23 protein-coding genes are annotated in these 21,842 nt (G+C 38.9%); 14 read left to right on the top strand and 9 right to left on the bottom strand.

What is annotated here, in order from left to right:
* Positions 1 to 12: 12 nt before the first annotated feature.
* The 5 genes from E2P86_RS08145 to E2P86_RS08125 all read right to left on the bottom strand — a co-directional run bounded on the left by E2P86_RS08145 (position 13) and on the right by E2P86_RS08125 (position 7,556).
* Entirely contained in the window at positions 13 to 3,105 is a 3,093-nt protein-coding gene (locus E2P86_RS08145; RefSeq protein WP_085472876.1) for an efflux RND transporter permease subunit, read from the bottom strand.
* 6 nt (positions 3,106 to 3,111) lie between these two features.
* Entirely contained in the window at positions 3,112 to 4,209 is a 1,098-nt protein-coding gene (locus E2P86_RS08140; RefSeq protein ID WP_134432273.1) for an efflux RND transporter periplasmic adaptor subunit, read from the bottom strand.
* Positions 4,210 to 5,466: a TolC family protein gene (locus E2P86_RS08135; RefSeq protein ID WP_134432271.1), complete on the bottom strand. Its 1,257-nt coding sequence runs from the start codon at positions 5,464 to 5,466 to the stop codon at positions 4,210 to 4,212.
* 72 nt (positions 5,467 to 5,538) lie between these two features.
* Entirely contained in the window at positions 5,539 to 6,873 is a 1,335-nt protein-coding gene (locus E2P86_RS08130) for a sensor histidine kinase (protein ID WP_200811781.1), read from the bottom strand.
* Positions 6,874 to 6,875: 2 nt separating this feature from the next.
* Positions 6,876 to 7,556, bottom strand: a complete 681-nt coding sequence (locus E2P86_RS08125; RefSeq protein ID WP_085472873.1) for a response regulator transcription factor — start codon at positions 7,554 to 7,556, stop codon at positions 6,876 to 6,878.
* Between the two features lie 190 nt (positions 7,557 to 7,746).
* On the opposite strand from E2P86_RS08125, the gene E2P86_RS08120 reads away from it, so the two are divergent.
* A complete protein-coding gene (locus tag E2P86_RS08120; protein WP_085472872.1) occupies positions 7,747 to 8,742 on the top strand; it encodes an LLM class flavin-dependent oxidoreductase in 996 nt (331 codons plus the stop codon).
* A gap of 31 nt (positions 8,743 to 8,773) precedes the next feature.
* On the opposite strand, the gene E2P86_RS08115 is transcribed toward E2P86_RS08120, so the two are convergent.
* From E2P86_RS08115 to E2P86_RS08100, 4 genes are all read right to left on the bottom strand, one after another.
* Entirely contained in the window at positions 8,774 to 9,886 is a 1,113-nt protein-coding gene (locus E2P86_RS08115; protein WP_134432269.1) for a peptidase associated/transthyretin-like domain-containing protein, read from the bottom strand.
* 397 nt (positions 9,887 to 10,283) lie between these two features.
* Entirely contained in the window at positions 10,284 to 10,712 is a 429-nt protein-coding gene (locus E2P86_RS08110) for a hypothetical protein (RefSeq protein ID WP_134432267.1), read from the bottom strand.
* Between the two features lie 20 nt (positions 10,713 to 10,732).
* On the bottom strand, positions 10,733 to 11,299 hold the full coding sequence (locus tag E2P86_RS08105) for a DUF4468 domain-containing protein (RefSeq protein WP_134432265.1): 567 nt from the start codon (positions 11,297 to 11,299) through the stop codon (positions 10,733 to 10,735).
* A gap of 9 nt (positions 11,300 to 11,308) precedes the next feature.
* Positions 11,309 to 11,890, bottom strand: a complete 582-nt coding sequence (locus tag E2P86_RS08100) for a S24 family peptidase (RefSeq protein ID WP_166785170.1) — start codon at positions 11,888 to 11,890, stop codon at positions 11,309 to 11,311.
* Positions 11,891 to 12,415: 525 nt separating this feature from the next.
* Here E2P86_RS08100 and E2P86_RS08095 point away from each other — a divergent pair.
* The 13 genes from E2P86_RS08095 (at position 12,416) to E2P86_RS08035 (ending at position 21,835) form a co-directional block, all read left to right on the top strand.
* Positions 12,416 to 13,054: a KilA-N domain-containing protein gene (locus E2P86_RS08095; protein WP_134432261.1), complete on the top strand. Its 639-nt coding sequence runs from the start codon at positions 12,416 to 12,418 to the stop codon at positions 13,052 to 13,054.
* Between the two features lie 19 nt (positions 13,055 to 13,073).
* Positions 13,074 to 13,280 carry a hypothetical protein gene (locus E2P86_RS08090; RefSeq protein WP_134432259.1) on the top strand — a complete coding sequence of 69 codons (207 nt, stop codon included), beginning with the start codon at positions 13,074 to 13,076 and terminating at the stop codon, positions 13,278 to 13,280.
* 735 nt (positions 13,281 to 14,015) lie between these two features.
* Positions 14,016 to 14,246, top strand: a complete 231-nt coding sequence (locus E2P86_RS08085; protein WP_134432257.1) for a hypothetical protein — start codon at positions 14,016 to 14,018, stop codon at positions 14,244 to 14,246.
* Positions 14,227 to 14,490 (top strand): helix-turn-helix domain-containing protein, encoded by a 264-nt coding sequence (locus tag E2P86_RS18375; protein WP_134432255.1) that lies wholly within the window; start codon positions 14,227 to 14,229, stop codon positions 14,488 to 14,490. The genes E2P86_RS08085 and E2P86_RS18375 overlap by 20 nt, the downstream gene beginning before the upstream one ends.
* 152 nt (positions 14,491 to 14,642) lie before the next feature.
* Positions 14,643 to 15,173: an ERF family protein gene (locus tag E2P86_RS08075; RefSeq protein ID WP_134432253.1), complete on the top strand. Its 531-nt coding sequence runs from the start codon at positions 14,643 to 14,645 to the stop codon at positions 15,171 to 15,173.
* Positions 15,174 to 15,175: 2 nt separating this feature from the next.
* The gene (locus E2P86_RS08070; RefSeq protein WP_134432251.1) at positions 15,176 to 15,649 is read left to right on the top strand and encodes a hypothetical protein; all 474 of its coding nucleotides are present in this window, start codon (positions 15,176 to 15,178) and stop codon (positions 15,647 to 15,649) included.
* A 13-nt stretch (positions 15,650 to 15,662) separates the two neighbouring features.
* Complete coding sequence (locus E2P86_RS08065; RefSeq protein WP_134432249.1) at positions 15,663 to 16,928, top strand: AAA family ATPase; 1,266 nt, start codon at positions 15,663 to 15,665, stop codon at positions 16,926 to 16,928.
* A 318-nt stretch (positions 16,929 to 17,246) separates the two neighbouring features.
* Positions 17,247 to 17,666, top strand: coding sequence for a hypothetical protein (locus E2P86_RS08060; RefSeq protein ID WP_134432247.1), 420 nt, complete (start codon positions 17,247 to 17,249; stop codon positions 17,664 to 17,666).
* Between the two features lie 270 nt (positions 17,667 to 17,936).
* Positions 17,937 to 18,740: a DUF6291 domain-containing protein gene (locus tag E2P86_RS08055; protein ID WP_134432245.1), complete on the top strand. Its 804-nt coding sequence runs from the start codon at positions 17,937 to 17,939 to the stop codon at positions 18,738 to 18,740.
* Positions 18,721 to 19,518, top strand: coding sequence for a hypothetical protein (locus E2P86_RS08050; RefSeq protein ID WP_134432243.1), 798 nt, complete (start codon positions 18,721 to 18,723; stop codon positions 19,516 to 19,518). The genes E2P86_RS08055 and E2P86_RS08050 overlap by 20 nt, the downstream gene beginning before the upstream one ends.
* Before the next feature lie 2 nt (positions 19,519 to 19,520).
* The gene (locus E2P86_RS08045) at positions 19,521 to 19,994 is read left to right on the top strand and encodes a hypothetical protein (protein ID WP_134432241.1); all 474 of its coding nucleotides are present in this window, start codon (positions 19,521 to 19,523) and stop codon (positions 19,992 to 19,994) included.
* On the top strand, positions 19,982 to 20,308 hold the full coding sequence (locus tag E2P86_RS08040; protein WP_134432239.1) for a RusA family crossover junction endodeoxyribonuclease: 327 nt from the start codon (positions 19,982 to 19,984) through the stop codon (positions 20,306 to 20,308). Before E2P86_RS08045 ends, E2P86_RS08040 begins: the two co-directional genes overlap by 13 nt.
* 687 nt (positions 20,309 to 20,995) lie before the next feature.
* The gene (locus tag E2P86_RS08035; protein ID WP_134432237.1) at positions 20,996 to 21,835 is read left to right on the top strand and encodes a hypothetical protein; all 840 of its coding nucleotides are present in this window, start codon (positions 20,996 to 20,998) and stop codon (positions 21,833 to 21,835) included.
* Positions 21,836 to 21,842 lie beyond the last annotated feature (7 nt).

The raw sequence follows: 21,842 nt of genomic DNA, 5'->3' as shown, positions 1-21,842 counted from the left end.
GTCCTAATGTCATCAATCGTGACTTTTGCGGTTTGCCAGGTAGAACACAATCGGCACGACCGTAAAAGAAAGAATCAAACAAATAATTAATCCACCTACAATCATAATCGCCAAAGGTTTTTGGATTTCAGACCCCATACTCGTCGACATAGCCGCAGGCAGTAATCCCATGGATCCCATTAATGCAATCATCACAACAGGACGTATCCTACTCTTCACACCAAGATCAATAGCATCTAACAGCCGCATTCGCTCCTTAAGATTATCCCGAATAACCCCGATCAACACAATTCCATCGATCGTGGCAACACCAAACAAAATGATAAAACCAATACCGGCAGATATGCCAAAAATAGTCCCCGTGGTCCAAAGGGAGATAAACCCACCAATAAAGGCAAAAGCAAGTGTCAACGAAGAAATTGCAGTATCCTTCAGATTTCCAAAATTAAAATACAACAACAGTAAAATCAGCACCAATGATATCGGAACGACCATTGCAAGCTGTTTTGTGGCGCGCTCCTTACTCTCAAACTCACCTGCCCATTCCATATGATTCTCTCGCGGGAGTTTTACTTCACGCGCAACGACTGACTTAGCTTCTTGGATTGTACTTCCCAAATCTCGCCCCTCAATACTAAAACCAATACCAATATACCGACTATTACCCTCTCTATAGATAAATGCGGGACCAGTCTGATAGCCGATTGTTGCGATCTCCTGGAGCGGGATATTTTGTCCGTTGCTCGTTGTGATCAAAATATTACCGATCTTTTCTGGCGTATCTCGATATTGTTCCTCAAATCGGAGCACCACATCAAACTGTCGATCACCTTCGTAAAACTTAGTGGCCGCTTGTCCCCCAATAGTCATGGCAATTACGGCTTGAACATCCGCTGTACTCACCCCATATTTAGCCATTTTGCTATCATGCAACTGGATACGCAGTTCTGGAAGACCAATATTCTTATACACGTTAATATCTGTAACCCCCTCCACTTTATTGATCGATGCAGCAACTTTATTAGCGTACTTTTCAAGGTCAAATAAATCATCCCCAAAAATCTTAATAACTAAAGAGCTCTTTACCCCAGCGACATACTCTTCCACATTATCTTGTATCGGCTGACTAAATCCAAAATTGATCCCGGGGTAATGATTCAATCGGCTCCGCATTTCCTGAATGATCTCATCCTTACTGATCTTACGGTCCCAAGTCTTTTCATCCTTAAGTTGAACATTAAACTCAATATTAAAGAAACCTGTAGGATCTGTTCCATCGTTCGGTCTTCCTGTTTGTGTGAAGATAAAATCTATTTCAGGCATATCTTTCTCCATGATGCCTTTCATCTCCTTGGCTAATCGCGTAGACTCTTTTAAGCTAATACTGTTGGGCAATGTTGCTCGTATATAAATAGCACCTTCATTCAGCTTTGGAAGAAACTCAGAACCATAATGCATAAATTTAAATACACAGAGCCCAAACAACAAGATAAAAACGGTGATCGATGCTCTCTTAAATCGAAAAGAAATACGATATAAACCGTAAATAGAACGGTTAAAGAAGCGTGTTACAAAGTTTTCTCGCTCTTCCATATTTTTGGTAAACAGCAATTTACACATAGCGGGCACGTAAGTCAAACTTAATAACAGGGACCCCAAAAGAGCATAGCCCAATGTAAATGCCAAGGGCGTAAACATCTTCCCTTCCACCTTTTGGAAAGAGAAAATCGGCAATAAAGCAACAATGAGAATGAGAAGCGCAAAGAAGATATAGGAAGCGACGCTTCCTGCGCTCTTTTTAATCGTTCCCAGTTTCGACATCTTTGCAAACCGTTCAGGTCCGACTCGGTGCGACAATGTCGCCATGGCCACAAAGACCGTCTCGACAATCACGAGGGTTCCTTCGAGCAATAAGCCAAAATCCAGAGATCCCATAGAAATTAAATTGGCGGGCAATCCCTGAATGCGCAACATAATAATTGCAAAGAGGAAGGATAGTGGAATAACCGAAGCCACAATCAAGGTTGATTTCCAGTTGTATAAGAAGATAAAAACAATCAGGGAAACCAGAAGAATTCCTTCCACAAGATTCTTTGAAACAGTTCGTACCGTAGTGTTGACAAGCTCGGTACGATCCACAATCGCTTCAATCTTGACATTGTCCGGAAGAACCCGTGTGTTTAACTCCTCCACCTTTGCTTTTAAATTTGCAATCACTTCGGACGGATTCTGCCCACGTAACATAATTACAATACCTTCCAACACATCATCCATATCGTTGTAACTCACCTGCCCTAGTCTCGGCTTGTGCGAGACCTTGACTTCGGCCACATTTTTTATTAAGATCGGTGTCGATCCGTTAAGGGCCACCGTTATATTTTCGATATCTTCCAACTTATCCAGCAGTCCGACCCCCCGTACGACGTACGCTTGATCACCTTGCTCAATAACATCCCCTCCTACATTAATATTAGACTTAGAAACGGCTTCGAAAACATCCAACGGTGATAGGTCAAAATTCTTTAATTCTGTTGGGTTAATTCGTATTTCGTAAATCTTTTGTTCTCCACCAAAACTTACCACATCAGCAACCCCCGGAACGCCTAACAACTCCCGCTCAATCACCCAATCTTGCATGGCCGTGATTTCCTTTAGGGGAAGATCACTCTTAATGATGTAACGAAAAATCTCGCCCGTCGCACCCGATGGTGGTTCAATATCTGCATTAGCCCCCTCTGGCAAGTCGACACCACCAAGTTTATTGGAAACATATTGCTGTGCATAAAAATCATTCACTCCATCTTCAAACTGCACGGTCACGACAGAAAGACCGAACAACGAAATCGAACGAATATTTGATTTACGCGGGATACTGTTCATCTCCTTAGAAATAGGAAGCGTAACCAGTTTTTCCATCTCCTCGGCACTTCGCCCCGACCATTGGGTAATAATACGCGCTCTGGTATTTGTAACATCGGGAAAAGCCTCAATTGGCGTATGAAACAGCGCATATATTCCCGAAAAGAGTAATATAAATACACCAAATAAAACGAAAGTGGTATTACGCAACGAGAATGTCACGATATTCTGTACAAATTTCTTCATAATAACCTATTGATTTAGATGTTCATAGATCAACAGCGCGTTTGACGTCACGATCTTGTCTTTCGGCAACACCGTTTCTCGCACAAACACATATTCCTCATTGCTTGCTACGGGAGCAATTTGCCTCGTTTCAATGTGACAATCGTCGGTATAAACTAAGACATACTCCTTGTTGTTACTAAAAACTATCGCTTTCCTCGGGATAGGAATGCCCATGCCCAAATTATTCTTTTTATCGATAATAATATCCGCACTAAGGCCCGGTACGAGATTTAATTTTTGATTTTCAAGTACAACACGCGCCTTCAATACATGCTCATTATCATCAAACACATTATATATCTTGTCGATCCGCCCGCTGTATAGCTGATCTGGATAAGCTATAGTTCGTATCTTTACCTGATCCCCTGTATGCACAAACCGTAAGTTGCTGGCATAAATATTTACCATGGCCCAAACCTCTTTCAAATTAGAAATGGAGAATAATGGATCATCTTCCTTTGTAATAGCTTGCCCTGAACTTATAGACTTCTGAATAATATACCCTTTCTTTGGGGCTACAATGTGAAAAAGTCCGTTACCTGCCGCCTTAAACAATGTTAAAGATTCTTCAATTCGTTTAAGTTCAATCTTTGCTCCTTCTAACTCGTGTGTCGTCTCTAATAATTCAGGCGCTGAAATTAAACCATCACGTAATAGCGATTCTTTTGATAGCTTTTGCTGTTGAAGCAAGCTTATTTGATTCTGTTGATATTGCTGTTGACGATACAAATCTTGAATCTCAAGTGACTTAATCGTTGCCAAGACCTGTCCTTTGTTTACAAAATCACCGAGCTCAAAGCGTACTTGCTCTACCACGCCCTCTAGCAAACTCCGGTACGCAACCAAATCATTCTCATTATATTCAATTTTACCTGATAAGGTTAATTGCTCCGTAATAGGAACTTCGTTCATCTCGGATATTGTCGTAGATTTCTTTAGCTCAGCACTGAGACAAAAGGTAGGTGTCGCTATTTCTTTTTCTTCTGTCTTTTCTCCTTTTGATCCGCAAGAAGCCAAAATGGCCACGCCCAAGGCGAATAATGTATAGTGTCTCTTCATCATTTATTGAAAGTCTTTTCCTAATATATATTGTAACTCCTCATACGAATTCATGTAGTCCGATACCAGTTCTAGGTATACCTGTTGTGACTCTCGGAATGACCGCATAAAGTCGACATAGGTAACCAAGGATACCTTACCGTCTTGCAGATTACGCCTGTAGCTATCTACAATGGTTTTATAATCTTCGAACTTGTATTCATCCCATCGTGCCAGGGCTTCTTCATACTGGATGAGTTGTTGATGCAAACGTAACGCCGATTGCTCTACATCAAACTGAATAGATTGGAGCTTTTTCGTCTCGTGTTCTATTTGATAGGATACGGCCTTTATCTTACTTTTATTTCGGTTAAATACGGGTATATCAAAGCTCACACCGAGACCAATAAAGTCCTGCATAATATTTCCGCCCCGATCATAATTCATCTGAAAAGTTAGATCCGGCACGCGATTACTCTTTTCTATGGCAAACTCTTGGTTCGCTTTCGCCAACTCATTAGATTGTTTTTTTAAGGTCGTATTTTCACCAACATCAGTCAGGTTTGTCTGTGTCGAAACGCGTAATGATAATCCCACGGTAACAGTCGGCAATACCAATTTTGAAATTGTTAAATCTGGTATCTGAGTCAATACAATAAGTTTCTGTAACGATTCTCTCTTTTCCGCATCGAGGGCAATAACTTCCTTTTGAAGCGCTATCAACTCAGCTTGTATACGGTACACATCTGCCTTCGAAACATTATTACTTGTGGCTTGGTTACTGTATTGCTGATACAAACGTTGAAAACCTTCGTATATCCCTTGTAGCTGCTGCGATTCGCGTTCCTGTTGCCCCAGCGTATTGAATGTTTGCCGTAGATCTTTCTTGAGCTCCCGGATGAGATCCTCATAATCTAAAATTTCACTTTCCTTTTCCAACTTCCGGAGCGCGACCCTTTTCTTTCGCTTTCCGGCCGTTTCGATCATTTGTTCTAGTTCGAAGGCAATCTGTTGATGTTTACCATAATTTCCGAACAGATGAGGGAGCACCTCCGCGGTATTATTTTTCCAAATATTTACCTCGCTAATACTGAACGTCGGATTGGGCCATACGCGCTCCTGCACCATCTCGGCATCCGCACGTTGGATATTGAATTTCTGTGCAATAAGCGCATAATTGTTCGCTAAAAAATTAGCTTCTAGATCTGAAATTGTATATTCTTGCGCTTGTAAAAAGCTAATAAAGAATAACAACATGGCTGTTAAATAAATTCTTCTCACCTTATATTCATCTTTTGCGACAAAACTAAGCGCAGTAGATTAAGGGGATTTCTAAGATAGATTAAAATTTGATTAGAATAACAAATCGACGCGTGTACCGTCCTTCCCTGAGTGGATCTGTAATTGTATGTTATGCAGCGAAAAAATGATATTCGCCATGGATAAACCGATGCCTTTACCCTGAATCCCTTTCGTATTTTGAGCCCTGAAAAAATTATCTTTTATATGGTGTAGATCATCCTGCGGAATACCAATCCCTTGATCTAAAACGGACACGATCAACCGTCCGTCGCATTCGCTCAAAGTCACTTTAATAGGCTTGTTATCGGAATACTTGACTGCATTTTCCAAGATATTGTTTATCGCCAACTCCAGAAGCTTATCATTACCTTCCGTCATGAGCAACGCATTATCTTTGACCAGGATTTCTACTTCTACTTGCGCTTGATGGTATAGGATCATATTCTCGATCACTTGCCAAACAATCTCATCTACACGAACCTCTCTAAACTCGAAACTTGTTTTTGCCCCGGAGAGCAACATCATCTGGTCCAAGGTTTCCTGAAGATCACTTGTATATTGCTTCAATTGGCGTATAGCTTCCTCGTGAACCTCGATAGAGCGAGGTCTACTACTTGTTACCTCTAATGTTCCGAGCAGAGCGGTAATCGGTGTACGTAGTTCATGGGAGACATAATCGATAAAGTTTTTTTGAATGGTGAATGTTTGCGCAATACGATCGACAAAATGATTGTATGTGGTCACTAGATCTTCAATCTCCGCATACGACCGCGCTAATTTCAGCGGCTCATTAAAATTTTTACTATCCCGTTCTTTGATCTGCTTTACAATATTTATGATGGGCTGATATGCGATATACCCCAAATATTGTGAAGAGAGAAAGATGATCAGTAAACCGATAAAAAAAGCAATCCAAAGCACCTTCATCAGCGAGGCCATCTGTCCATTAAACTCTTCCCGCGGCTCTCGGGTAATCACGACAAAATCACCTTGGTTATCTTCATAAAAGATACCATTATAGAAAAAATCAGGCGAATCAAAAAAAGCATTTTTCTGCTGCTCAACAAGCTTTATAAAATCCTTTGGAATTTCACCGTCCAGTGTCATATCACCATTAAATTTATGCCCCAAGCTATCGAATACTACGATATTCTTTCGAGATATGGCTTTGTTCAATTGGTTTTTAATATGCGTATGCTCTAGCACGGGGAGTTCGTCTTGCTCTAAATAATAGATAGCGGCCAGCAAGGATTTGTTTTCCAATGACTTGTGCTCTTTCTGCACCATCTGTGCGTAATAAGAAAAGTAGATCAGGAACGCAACGACCAGCATAACGACAGTAAAAACCAATACAGCGTATAACGATAGTCTGTGTCTTAATTTCATAACTATGCTTTAAATATATACCCGACGCCTTTCACGGTAAAGATGTATTTTTCGCTCTCGCTCTCGATCTTATTTCGTAAATACGATATATATACATCCACAACATTGGTATGATTTTCAAAGGTAATTCCCCAGACAGCATTTAAGATCTGAATACGACTTACGGTCTTATTTCTATTTTCAATGAGATACATCAGTAATTTATACTCTCGAGGAGAGAGGTCCACATTAGAACCACTTAGAGTTACCTTATATTGTTCTAAGTCTACCTGGAGACTTCCAAAAGTAAAAGTAGATTTAGGTTGCTCTTGCTGCTGATATTGTTGCCGGCGCGTTAGTGCCTTAATCCTTGAAAGTAGCTCATCAAAGTGAAAAGGCTTCGTTAGGTAATCATCGGCCCCATAATCGAGCGCCGACACTTTATCCTGTACCGCATTGAGCGCACTTAACATCAATATAGGGGTGTAAAGCTTTTTGTAACGCAAAGTTTGCACCAATTGTATACCATCCATTCCTGGTAACATGACATCCAAAATAATCAGATCCCAATCCATTTGGATATAGTTTTTCTCTATTACCTCTTCTGCACTTTTACAAAGCGTCACGAGATAACCACATTCTTCTAATCCTTTAACCAAAAAAGTACTAATACGCTTATCGTCTTCAACTACAAGAATCTGCATAGCAACCTAATTTGTACAAAAATAGCCAAATTCATTCGTTTATCGTGAGCACAAGAAAAACTCTAATCAAACTTTAATGTTAAAAGGTCTGACTCGCATTATTCGTCTCCCATACGTCATGTTTTTATCGCACTCCCGTAATTGACAAAAGCCTTACATTGATTTACACATAACCTCGTACTTTTAACGTATGAACACACTCAAACTTTCCGCATTGGATTTAGCCACCATCAGTAAGGGGTCTAATACCAAAGAAGCGATTGATAGATCGGTACAGTCGGCTCAATATATAGAACAATTAGGTTACGAACGCATCTGGTTCGCTGAACACCATAATATGGAGTATATCGCCAGCTCAGCGACTTCTTTACTTATCGGGCATGTTGCCAGTCAGACACATAAAATCCGTGTCGGTTCTGGAGGAATTATGCTACCGAACCATGCGCCGTTAGTTATTGCAGAACAATTTGGCACCTTAGAAACCTTATATCCTGGACGGATAGATTTGGGTCTTGGACGTGCTCCGGGAACAGATCAGTTGACAGCAATGGCACTTCGTCGGAATAATCTCAACACCTCCTTTTATTTTAAGGATGATATCCAAGCGCTACAACATTATTTTGAAAATGAAAACCCTACGGAAAAAGTACGTGCCTTTCCGGGAGAGGGGCTACATGTTCCCCTTTACATATTGGGTTCAAGTACCGACTCTGCCTACCTTGCTGCGGAACTCGGTCTTCCCTACGCCTTCGCCGCACATTTTGCACCGGCCATGCTAGGCCAAGCGGCAGAAATATATAAAGCAAATTTTAAGCCTTCACCCTATCTGGATAAGCCGTATTTCATGGTCTGCGTTAATATTGTTGCTGCCCAAACGACGGAAGAGGCGGCCTTTTTGGCAACCTCTTTGTTTAACCTTTTTGCGGGTATAGTAACCAACCTTCGCAGACCACTTTCACCGCCGACAGATCAGGTGATTTACCATGGAATTCCAGAAATAGAAAAAGCGGTACAAAGTATGGTTTCCTGCACCTTCGTAGGAGATAAAGAAGCTATTCGGGAGCAAGTATCCGGCTTTGTTGCGCAGTATGGCGTGGATGAGATAATCACAACAAACTATATTTTTGATATAGACAAGAAACTGGAATCCTATCGGATTACCTATGATGCATTACAAGGAGCTTAAGCTCCTTGTAATCACAGATTCAATTTTTATTTTATTCGATAAGCTTCAGTTTAGTTCCCAAATGTAGACCCAATGCCTCACTGACATCAGGAATTTGATGAGCCTTCAAATCTTCCCAAAACTTACGCTTAAATTGGCTCTTCATTGGCGTCTTATAAATATTACGTTCCAATTGTTTCTCTATTTTTTTGTATTCTTCCGCCGTTAAAAAAGATCGTTCCATCACATAGAATTCCGCTAGACCTTCATATGGAATATGTCCATACTCGTTTTTTCGCTTAATACTGCCAACTACATTTTGATATATATTTTGTAAGTCGGCCGGACTGCTCGCCGCCAATGGACGTTTGACAAAAGTTTCCAGATTAACCGCGTTTTTAATCTTTGCTTCTAGGCGAAATATTTTAGTGTGACGAATGGAATCAGGAAGCACGCCGTCTCTAAAATATTGCATCGTCTCTCCATCCGAACTAGGCCTAATATTTCCAACCTCAACATCGTTTTTTAAGATCTTAGTTATCCCAGTGTTGGATTCCTCTCGGAGGTTCAATTTTTCTAACCGTTCCAGTAGCCCCTTAGTAGAAAGGCTTGGGACGCGCTGAATCTGAAAAAAGCCAGACATCTTTTTGTCGTAATCCCGAACAACGGATGAATCTCGATATACGCGATAATCTATCAATTGGTACTTCATTTTTCCTTTTGTAAGTGGGATATAATACACTATAATGCCATCCGAGTAATACTTATGTTGTAAATTAAAGGTCTCCAACGCTCTGTAATACCCCCTTAGCACGACCACATCCCGGTGCTTACGATCCACCACAATTTCAGCAATAGTATTTGTACGTGGTATTAGTTCAAGGATTTGTGTCTTTTGGTTTTCTAAGAGCGTGAAACTTGCCCGCTCGTAAGAAACATGTTGCACAACAACCTCCCACGGCTTTGGAATAGATTCTTTGGCGCCCTCTAAAAAATTAAAAATACCATCCTTATCCGTAAAGCCAATAAGAGTACCATTCTTATGGTACACGTTCAGTGCTGGAATCCCTTGTTTATGCACGGCATCTACAAATGAAATCTGTGCCTGAACCGATAGACAAAAGATGTAGAGCACTAGGCTACTAAAAACAAACTTAAAGATCATAAAAAATTAAGAAACAACTGTTTAATATAAAACCAATTAGGATAGACGAAACTACTGATAAATGATAGATCGAAGAAAAAATTAACACTCTTTGACATAGGCAGTGGTTGTTATGGTTTTGCCCACACTCTTTTACATGCACATACATCTCCATCATAGCGATTCTCCCTAGATGGAATGGTCAATGCGACTATAAAAAAAGCCTGTTCCATTGCTGAAACAGGCTCTACAGGTTACATTACGACCTCTTAGCGGTCCATATGAACCAAATTGACTTACGCCGAGCCCGGGGCTCTAGTTAATACCTCCACAAACACCTATTTGTCAATGCATTATAATTCTACAACATTAAATGGTCACGATTTTGGTCACGATTTTTCACAAAACGTAGAAACCATTACTCTCCAGGCAACCATGGGTCACCTCTTTTTCTTAGATAGTCAACTACATACTCGGTTGAAGATTTCTTGTGTAAGAATATCTCATCACCATGTAGAAATTCGTATGTTACACCATTTATCTTAAAACCGAATTTTGCAGCCTTACCATCCGGACCAAGAGTCTTATTCGGATCTGTCTCAACTCCACCAATTTTTTGATAAGTATAGATATACAAAAATTCCCCAATTTTAAGATCGTAAATCTTGCCACCTTTCGGAAGTGCATCTTCATATCTTTTTCCAAATTCTGATTCTGCAATCTTTGTCGACTCAGATAGATTCTCAACAAAATCAATTTTTGTTTTTAAACTATTATCAAACTCGTTATCCTTAGTACAAGAAAGTAGCAATAAAATCGAAAAAGTAATTATTAAATAGTTTCTCATATGACTACTTATTTAAAATGTTACCAATCATCATTCTTTGAAGGTGCACTTCTCAAAGATTCTTCAAAAGAGTTTATTAGACCTTCAAAACAAGAATTCATGTGATTTACCCAGCTGATGTACTTCGACTTCTTCTTTTCACTCTTTTCGATACCCTTACTTTGAACTGCATTTTCCTCTTCGATCGTTGAAGACTTTAACACTCCATACTGAGCGTGTGTTAATTCATAATAGGCATCATATATTTTAATTCTAGCTCTACCTTCCTTAACATCGGTTTGAATTGTAAAATGATAGGGATAATTTTTACCTAGAATCGAACCATCTTTGAAGAAAGACATATCCATAAATCCTTTGCCTATAATTTGACCGGATTCTTTATCCTCTGACTTTATTACATAATTTGAGTTCTTGAAATTATCAACGAAATACTTCTTTGTTGCCGCGTATAGTTCATCCTTTGAAAAACCATCTCTAGTAATAATTCTTTCGAATACAACTTTTTCTCCTACTAATGGCAGTGTGTTTTGAGCATTAACCGCGATAGCCATAATGACTCCGACTATTGAAAATAATAATTTACTCATAATTATTTGTTAGTTTTTAATAATCATTTCTCTTTGGTAAACCCGTTTAACTTCTTTTAGGTGGATAGGTTTTACCGGGTTATAATCCTCGTTTAATGACCTAAGATAAATATTTTCGTCCTCAATTTTCGCAAACTCTTTTATGATAATCCCATCAATTGTCTGGAATACATATACTCGTCCCTTAACTAAATGGTTGAAATTCTCAACTGGTGTCCCTACGAAATACTCCCCAGGAACATATTCTGTAAGCATACTTAATCCTTCAATTTCAAATGCAAAACATTCTGATCCAATAAAGGGAAAGTAAATTTTTTCGATATTCCTATCCATAAGCACAGTGTCGCCATAACCTTCTAAAAATCCACCTTGTGCCTTTATAGGAACAACCCACATATTAGGCTCACCATTACCTTTAAATCTAGCAGGCCTACCATTAGACTTACTTAGATCGTCCCCCCATATCTCCTCCTCTTTAACATTAAAGATTGAGGTAATTGTGTTGACAGTTTCTCGTTTAAGGTTTGCAGACTTAAAATATTGATACATGTTCGTTTTTGAAACTCCCATCATCTCTATAGCCTTTTTCATGTTAAATCGATCGGACGAAGGCTTACCTTTATCCTTTTCAAACTGCTCGTCTAACCATAAACGAAATTTTTCACCCTGATAATCAAGCATATAAATATATTAGTACGTATTATATGTACTTTTTATTTGTAAATGTAAATACTATACGTACCTTTGAATCAGTGAACGTTAAGTATATTTTTAAATCGCAATGCAAATGTACACTTTTCGTTCACTTTTTTCAAAAAAGTAAATATAAACATGTACTATTATGCATACAGATGACATTTCTGTGACAAAAATACCTAAACGAGTCCTTAGCAAGGATCCAAAAGGGTTAAAACCTAGATGCAAAGCACTAAAAGTTGGCCAGGCTCTACCTGTTAAAACTTTAGGATGGGCCATAAACCTTAAGTCACAACTCAACGAGGCAACCGAAAATCAATACGAGTATTGGACTGAACCACAGATCTCAGCTCACAAGTATAGACAAATGAGCGAATCGCAAAAAAAATCAATCAAAGTTTTTATAGGGAGGACTGCGTAATGAAGACCAACGTAAACCTAACAAGGAAGCTAAACGACTTTGAAGTTACTCAAAGGACAAAGGACGGGATGTTTAATGCTACATCTTTATTGAGCCAATGGAATAAAAGCAGTGGTCAGAAAAAGCAAATGGTTCATTACACTGACAACGAGTCTACACAAGAGTTTATAAGCGCACTATTGGAAGACCAAAATTCTAAACAACGTAATTCCGTTCTTTTACAATCAAGAGGAAAAAACGGTGGGACTTGGATGCACCCTTACTTATTCATTGATTTTGCAATGTGGCTTAACCCGTCTTTCAAATTACAGGTAATCAAATTTGTGTACGATGAATTAATCCAACACAGAAAACTATCTGGCACTTTCTACAACAAGCTTTGCTCTCTCCTTTCAAGGTTTAAAGATGTTGACTATCGCGAGGTAGGAAAGATTTTAAACTACGTTGTTTTCGGGGAGCACGAGAAAGAGTTGAGGAATCAAGCTACACCTGAGCAACAAGAGGATTTGCAGCAGCTAGAGCGTGACGCCTGTAATTATATAGAAAACGGTTTCATAGCCAACTGGGAGCATTTCAAACTGATCATGCGTAAAGAGTGGGCCAAAAGACACAATAAAGTACCATCTGTACTTACATAAACTAAAACAAAGTAACATCATGGAATTAAAAGAGATTATTCAAGCAGTTTTTTTGATAGTATTCTTGGTTTGGAATGCTGTTATAACTATAGTGTTTGTCAAAATGAAACATAACAAAGAGTTCATTCAAGCCATGCTAAAAACCCGAAATAAAGAGTATGAATACCTTAAACAATTCTTGAGCGATATTATGAAATGCAACGATCTAAAGAATCCTCGTGAGTAGTTATTTGCTTTCCTTCTTGGTCGTTGATTATAACAATCCCTTTTTTAAAAAATGAATATCCATAAATGTAATATTGAAGAAAGCCATTTGAGCCTTTAAACACTACTTGATCACCATGTTTAAACTTACGTTTTTGTAGTCCTACAAGGTAATTAATTAGTACGTACAGGGATAATGGCGATAAAGTCAGGAATATCAACAACCATACAGGAATCGTGTATCTGTTATCACAAAATTCTGTAATTAAGGTAATACTAGGCAGAAAAATATAAACAACTATAAACTGAATAACAGCAAAATGTTTAGAAATCCAATTGAAAGTATTTTTCATAATAAAGCTTAAAATTCAAAAGTAACAACAAAAAACCATTAAACATTAACACCTGAAATACAATAAGTTAATCTATAAAAAATAGATAATCAGGCGTGAGCTATGCCTAAAATTTTGCTCAAAAAGAGGGCGCTTGGGCTTATCATGAGGTTCGATTCCTCACCCTCTTTCCAAAGTCCGAATAGCACGTTTGGGACTATAATCAAAAGCTGCTCTTTGACATATAGATAGTAATATACAGCAGTGATGCAGTAGTAGTGTCGCCATGTAAGACTCCACCAATGCGGAAACAAAGGGTGTCTAACGGAGGTATCGGGGCAGCTATCGAACAAACACACCTACTACTATGGTAGTCTAGGCATGGGATCGTTACCCATGGTAGGTGCAAAAAAAAAAAAAATGTTATGCACTACAAAATTTTAGAACAAGACACTAAGAGTACTACTGTGCTTATAGATGAAATTGAGGTGGAGATATGGGACATAGAGCTAAGGCAATATGTCACCGACGAGGATATCCCCTTCTACCCTGACTTTGAAACCCATCAAGATTTCATTGATGAGTTTTTGAAAGAGAACAGAGACGAATTAATAAACAGATACATGGAGGCTAATTATGATACAGGTTCAAATTGACCAAAGCGCTTTAGAAGCAATCATTAACACCGCTGTTGATCGAGCGGTAACCGCTGAACGCGAAAAGCAACATGAGGTTATGCTCATAACCGGCGATGAGCTGTGCGCCAAGTTCGGAATAACAAGAGTAACCCTCCAAAAATGGAGGGACAGGAAAGAAATACCATACATCCAAATAGACGGCACAATACGGTACGACTTTAATAAAATCATCCAACTAAAAGAAACCAAACGAAAACGATGAAAAAGCTAATCAACAAGATAAAACTCTGGTGGTTCTACCTACCAGAAGAATCACAGGAGGGCTTGGCATTCTTAGCCCAGACTTTTTTTCTGGCCTTTCTTTTTTCTATGGCCATGACCTATGGCATTCTAGTACTTTCTAAAGTTTAAGATATGAGCATTTACCAAAAGCTAGATGATCTTAAGTCAAAGATCGGAAAGCTATCAAAGGATACAAGCAACCCATTCTACAAGTCGAAATACGCTGATATCAATCAACTAATCGAGCTTACCGACCCCTTGCTTAGAGATAATGGATTAATGTGTCTACAGCCAATAATAGATAACCAGGTAGTTACACAGATAATCGACCTTGAGACAAGCCAAATGATCACTTCATCAATTACGCTACCCGTTTCGCCAGACCCGCAAAAAATAGGCTCTGCCATAACCTATTACAGACGATACAGCCTAAAATCTTTACTCAACATACAAGAGGAAGATGATGACGGAAATAAAGCATCCAGTAACATACAAGAGGAAGATGATAAACGTCCCTGGCTAACAGAGGAACAGTTTAACAATTATCTAAAGCTTGTGAATAAAGGCGAGAAATGGCTCGACAAGGTTGAGAAAAAATACCGCATGAAGAAAGCATACAGAACGACATTACAGTCGGCAGAAAAGAATTACAACCCTAGTTAATAATGCACGAAAAAGAAAGTTTAATGTTATCGAGTAGCTCGATACTTAACATAACAAAATCAGAAATAAAAACAATTGCTTCTGATTTTGTTGCTCGAGTTCTTGAAGGTGAAGAGGACCATTTGAAAGCTTTGGTTGCAATTAAAAAAGGTTCAGAACTATTCAAGGAGCTTGAATCACAGGTGAGGCAAGCTGTTTCTGGAAAAATAAAGCTTCAAAAAGGCGAAGAGCTATCAATGTTCAACGCTACGATAACGGAAAAGGAAAGTGGAGTTAAGTATGATTTCTCTTATTGTGAAGATGGCGAATGGGACTCCTTAAACAGAGAAATGGAAACTATTAAAGCAAAACTTAAAATCAGGGAGGATTTCCTCAAAACCCTCCGCAAAGAATTCATTGACGAAGATACAGGTGAAGTTATACAACCGCCTCTTCGCACAGGATCATTAGGATACCAAATTTCAATTAAAAAATAAAAATCTAACCATCATGTCAAAAGTAAAAAAAATCACTGTATCTAATTTAAAAGCAATTAGCAACCTATCAGCAGACTTTAATGGCTGCACAGCAATTATCACAGGAGGTAATAATAAAGGTAAATCTTCCTTCTTAAAATCTCTTCCAGAGCGCTTAAAATCTGTTAAGCCAGATACCATCCTAAAAGAAGGAGCAGAAGAAGGTTTTGCAGAATGGGAATTAACAACAGGAGAAAAGCTTATTTGGCAATTCGACAAAAAAACAAAAGCTGGTGAAAAGCTTATTTTCATAACAAAAGATAATATCAAAACGTCACTTACAAAAGATATTGCGGAAAGATACTTTCCTAAAGGTTTTGATATTGATCAATTCCTTAACGATGGTCCAAAGAAGCAAAGAGAGACCTTACAGAAAATTGTGGGGCTTGATTTTACCGATGTTGACACTCGCTACAAGCAAGCTTATGAGAATAGAACATTTGCCAACAAGAGCCTAGAAGCAGCGAAAGCAAAACTTATCCCAGTAAATGATTCTTTGGAAGACTCCCCTATCGACACACTACCTATTCAGCAAGAAATTGCAGGTGTTGAGGCCCACAATGAAAAGTACAATTACACAAAAAACGGAATAGAAGACCGAAAGTCGAAACGAAAAGAACACGAAGAAGAGATCGCTAGACTTAAGTCTGAGATAGAGCGCGTCCATAAAGAAATAAAAGAAAAAGAAGAGGCAATAGACAATATTAACTCCGACATTTTAAAGGGCAATCAGTGGATTGAAGTAAAAGCAAACCAACCAAAAACCACCGAGGAAGTCGAAGAGCTTAACACCAAGCTACAAACAGCCATCGAAATAAATAAATCGATAGAAGACAACAAAAAGGCTATTCAGATTAGAGAGGAATATCAAGAAGCAGAGAAGCAAGCTAAAGATGCTGATGCCTTAGTAAAGACTATTGAGCAGGAGAAAACAGACTTAATCAAGTCCGCTAAGCTTCCTGTAGGTTTTGATTTCTCTGATGACGGTATCACCTATCTAGGTCACGCTTTTACAAAAGAACAATTAAGCAGCTCAGCTATTTACATTGCGGCATTAAAGCTTGCATCACTTAATATTGGAGAAGTTAAAACACTTCACTTCGACGCTTCCTACCTAGATAAAAATAGTTTGGAGGAGATTGAAACTTGGGCGACAACAAATAATCTTCAATTGCTGATAGAGAGACCAGATTTTGAAGGCGGAGAAATTGAGTATCACTTGTTAAATGATGCTATCTGACAAGCTATTGAAGTATTACATGTGTACGATTGTTCCAATAGTTCGCCAAGGACTTATTGATATAGGAATTCCGCAATCTGAAGTGAGCCCAAAGGAGATCGTACACATGTACCTTCGAGAAAGATTTTGCCCACCTATTGAAATCTGGAGTGATAAGTACAATCGTTATATAATACAACCAAGGTCGGTAAACAACCTTAACAACACTCAATTTTTTTTATTCAAGGAAGATATACAGAGGTGGGCGGTAGAGTTCCTTAATGTTTACATTCCAGATCCTAATCAAAAAGTATCTACTTTTTTAATTACCCCATTAAAATGCGAATAAAGAAAATGATAAATCCAGTCGTAGCTGCAGCTGAGGTTGCACGACAAAAGCACCTCCAAGAAGCAAGAGAAGCCCTAAGGGAAAATGTTAAGTTACACCTATCCTTAGCAGATGTGTCTATAGAGCTGATAAGAACATGCTTCACCATCGGCCTAAAGGACTTAAAAAGTCCCGAAATATCCACTAAAGTGGGCGCTACAATACAAACAGTCGAAGGGGCTTTTAAACGTCTCAGAAGCCACGTAAAACCTTTCATTGGTATAGACCCAAACTACGAAGATTTAATGCAAGGAGAGCACGCATACGAAGTGTACAGGTTAATGAAAAATCTTGCATTCACCAATACAGAACACCTAAGAAAATTTAACGATGGAGTAGAACAACAAAACCTAGCATCAAATGGAAAATAGAAATCAATTCAGAACGCCTGCTCAAAAAAGGGCAGACAAACAGACTTTGTATAGATCAAGTCTAGACAAAGAACGTCCTTACCGAATAGTCGCTCCAACCCACAGTTTAGAAGTGTGCCGGCTATCTACGGAAAAAGAAGCAAGGAAGTATTTCAATGCGGTTTCAAACCAAGGGCATCAATGCATTTTATCTTTTATTGATACCAGTCTTATGACAATTAAAGTCCTTGCATACAGCCCTTGCAAAATTTACAATAACAGGAGGTAACTATGGCACAAGAGAAGAAAGCATTCGTTGTCTACGCCGATTGGGAGTCTCAATTTGATTTGCTTTCAGATGAAGAAGCCGGAAAGCTTATCAAGCATATATTTTCTTACGTCAACGACAAAGACCCAGAATTTAGCAAAGATGAACGTCTATTAACAATGGCGTTTGAGCCTATTAAAAAGCAGCTAAAGAGAGACTTAAAGAAGTATGAAACCATAAAAATAAAGAGAGCAGAGGCAGGCAAAAAATCGGCAGAATTGCGCGCAAATCAAGCTCAACAAATGTCAACAAGTGTTGATTTTGTTAACCACATTTCAACAAACGGCAACACGTCTCAACAAGCTTCAACAAATTCAACTGTAACAGATACAGTAATAGTTAAAGATACAGTAACAGGTATAGTAACAGATACAGTAAAAGATACAGATAGTGTGATAAACAATATAGGGGATTCTCGCACACAAAATTTTTATCCAACCTTCGATAAACAGCCAATTGATTCTTTAAAAAAAAATTGCGCAGGCCATTCGACTTGGCTCGATCAGATTGGAATGAAAAACAATCTTTCGAGAGACCAAACCTTGGAATGGTTCGACGCATTCGCGCTGCATCTTGGAGCTTCAGGAAAAATCGAAGAAACCGAACAGGAGTTTAAGAGATATTGTGCGTCTTGGATAGCGTCGGAAATCAGGCAGGGACGCTCCCCCATTACCAAACCACCGGATACAAAGCAAAACGGAAAGATAGACGCCAGGACCGCAATGCAACAATCAATTTTGAAAAAGTATGGAAAACAAGCTAACTAAATACCAGTCGGTGCATACCAGTGTGTCTATGCTATCACAGGCACTGCAGTCGGAAAAGATATGCAACGTACCAAAACTTGAGCTTGACAAGATTTTGCTTACAGCTGTTCACAAGGCTTTCAGCGACAAAGGACAGAGGATAGATCCGGTTGATATGGACTATATCGTGGACAACCTTGCAGACTCTGTCCTATTCGCGTGTCCATTTGTTCGAATTGAAGAAATACCCATTGCAGTACAAAAAGGAATATTAGGCGATTACGGCGAGTATTTTGGCTTAAACGTATCTACATTCACAAACTTTGTAAAACTTCATTACGCTAGCTCAAACAGGGCAAATTTAGCAAAGCAATCAATAGTCAGCACTACGAAAGTTTACGAACCGACGGAATCGGAGATTTTGGAGCGTGACAAAGACCTGTTGATACAGTCTTTTGAATGGTTCAAATCAAAAGGTTTTTTCGAGGATCATGGCAACTATATCTACAAGATTGCAGCTAAAAAACTTGGAGTACTTAGGGTTTCTGACGAAAGGCAAAAAGAGTACTTAAACCTCGGTAAGACAAAAGCTGTTGAGAAGCTTAGGAATGACCTACTGCAACGCCCTATGGAGAGGCAGAAAATCGGAACAATGATAGTCGAGGCAACAGAGTTAAAATCCGGCACCGACGGCATAAAACTAGTTTACAAAGAAGCACTACAAATCGCACTAATAAACTGGTTTAAAGAGCTATTAGAATTTGGGACAGAAATAAAAGACTTACTAACAGACCAATAAAAATGAAAGAAAAAGACATCACAAAAGTACATGTCTGCATCTACGGGCATGAAATGCTGAAGGAAGTAATTACTCGTCTTCGCAAGAACAGCATTCCCTTTGACAGAGAGATACACTACGATTTTCTTTGCCATGATAACAGCTATTTAGTATTTGACGAAGAGGCAAAGGTAGTCCAGGATCCGACACCAAATCACAGCATCGAGGTGGACCTTAACACATTCTTTGAAATCCTATTGTACAATGATCAGGAAATCCCAAAGAATGAAGCAAGTGCTAATCCCATACAAATTGGAACATGGGTAAAGTCAATAAATCAGGAGGGCAACATGGTGATCGGTGTTGTTACCGAAATCGGGGATTTTACACTAAGCATTAGCAATATGATATTTTACCCCAACATGGTAGAGCCGTTAGGCCCCTCTGATCTACACACCATACTACACGAAATAACCTCTAGCAAATGGTGTACGTAGATATCAAACCATTATCGGTTAATGAAGCATGGCAGGGTAAACGGTTCAAGACACCCAAGTACAAAAAGTATGAAAGAGACTTGCTTTTTTTACTACCAAAAATAACTATCCCTCCCCCACCTTATCGCGTAACCTATGAGTTTGGATTATCGTCAAAATTGGCAGACTGGGACAACCCTGTAAAACCTGCTCAGGACGTCCTACAAAAGAAATATGGGTTTAATGACAGGGATATTATTGAAGGTCATGTGTTCACAAAATTGACCAAAAAAGGTCAGGAGTATTTTAAATTTTTAATTGAAACAGTATGTTGACACTCTTAAAAAACCTACAATTTATATTCAGGCCATCATTTTGGTTCATGAATGAACCCTATTGCCCTATACACGATATGAGGATAAACAAACTAATGGATAAACATAAGTTTACAAACCATAATAAATTCGGGGCGTATCTTGGTGATACTGATATATGGATGGCAAACTACCCTTACGCAGTGGGTATTTATGAACTTCATAACGTGTCTAGACCGTCAAGATTGACCATTATTAGAATGAGAAAAAAGGCCTCTGAAGATTTATCAATGGAAGATGATTAAGCGAAAAACAGCCGAGTGTATCGAATGCGGTAACACAAGGCTTATCTACTCAAAAAAGATGTGCGGTTATTGTTACCAAAAGCAAAGAAAGAAAACACCCCTACCCCAGCCAAAAAAACAGATAGCAAAATTTTCCAAGAAGTCACTTGACAATCTTAAGCGATACAGAACACTAAGGGACAAATACCTATTGGAAAATCCTATATGTCAATACCCGGGATGCAAAAGTAGCGAGGTAACACTACATCACAAAAAAGGTCGAATAGGCGCTTACTTAACGGATAAGCGCTTTTTTTCTGCCCTTTGCTGGCCACATCACCAACACATAGAAACCCATCCCGACGAAGCTAAAAGAATTGGGCTTTCAATTTCACGATTAACTAAATCTTAAAAACCCACTATAATGAAAACAACAATAAACTACAATGGTAAGGACGTACAGATAGACCTTACACCAGCACAAATTGCAGAAGCAAAAAAGCAATCAATCAGCTACACGGACATCAAATGCTTACAGGACGCACTAGACTATATCGGTGAATCTCTCGATAGCTTCAACAATAGAACACAATTCGATGACGACGCACAAAAAGCCTACAAAGAACTTGAAGTAATTGTGTTGGCAATACGTCAAGGCAATGAACTTGGTGAAAGATGGTATTACCCATGGTTTAATTCGAAATCTTCGTCGTCCGGTTTTTCGTACCGCGGCTACAACGACGACTCTGCGTTTTCGCTTGTCGGTTCCCGCCTCTGTGTTGAAAATTCAGACAAAGCAAAATACTTGGGAAAACAGTTTTTAGAAACATACGATCGGTATATAAACGCTGATAAATTGGCTGTAAAAGACCCTGAAACTCCACTGGTAAATCCAACAAAAACTTTTGCATCCTACACCGATATCAAGACTTTTGAAGATGCCTGTATCGTGGTAGGAATAGACCATTTAAAATTTTCCGAAACTAATAAGAACCTATCGCCGGACACTTATGCTTATGAGCAACTTAAAGTTATCAGCAAAGCTCTAAACGGTGGAAACCACATGGATTACACTGACACAGGTGTAACCAAATATTACCCGTATTTCAATTCGGTTGGTTCGTCGTCCGGTTTTTCGTACTGCGACTACAGCTTCGGCTTTACGCTTTCGGCTGTCGGTTCCCGCCTCACATATCGCACTAGTGATATCGCAAAATATGCAGGTAATCAATTTTTAGACATCTACAACAAATACATAAACTAACCTTTCA

The sequence above is a fragment of the Sphingobacterium psychroaquaticum genome (genome assembly GCF_004421025.1).
GTDB lineage: Bacteria > Bacteroidota > Bacteroidia > Sphingobacteriales > Sphingobacteriaceae > Sphingobacterium > Sphingobacterium psychroaquaticum.
Note: the sequence above shows the minus strand (reverse complement) of the source record. Positions and strands in the feature narration are given on the sequence as shown.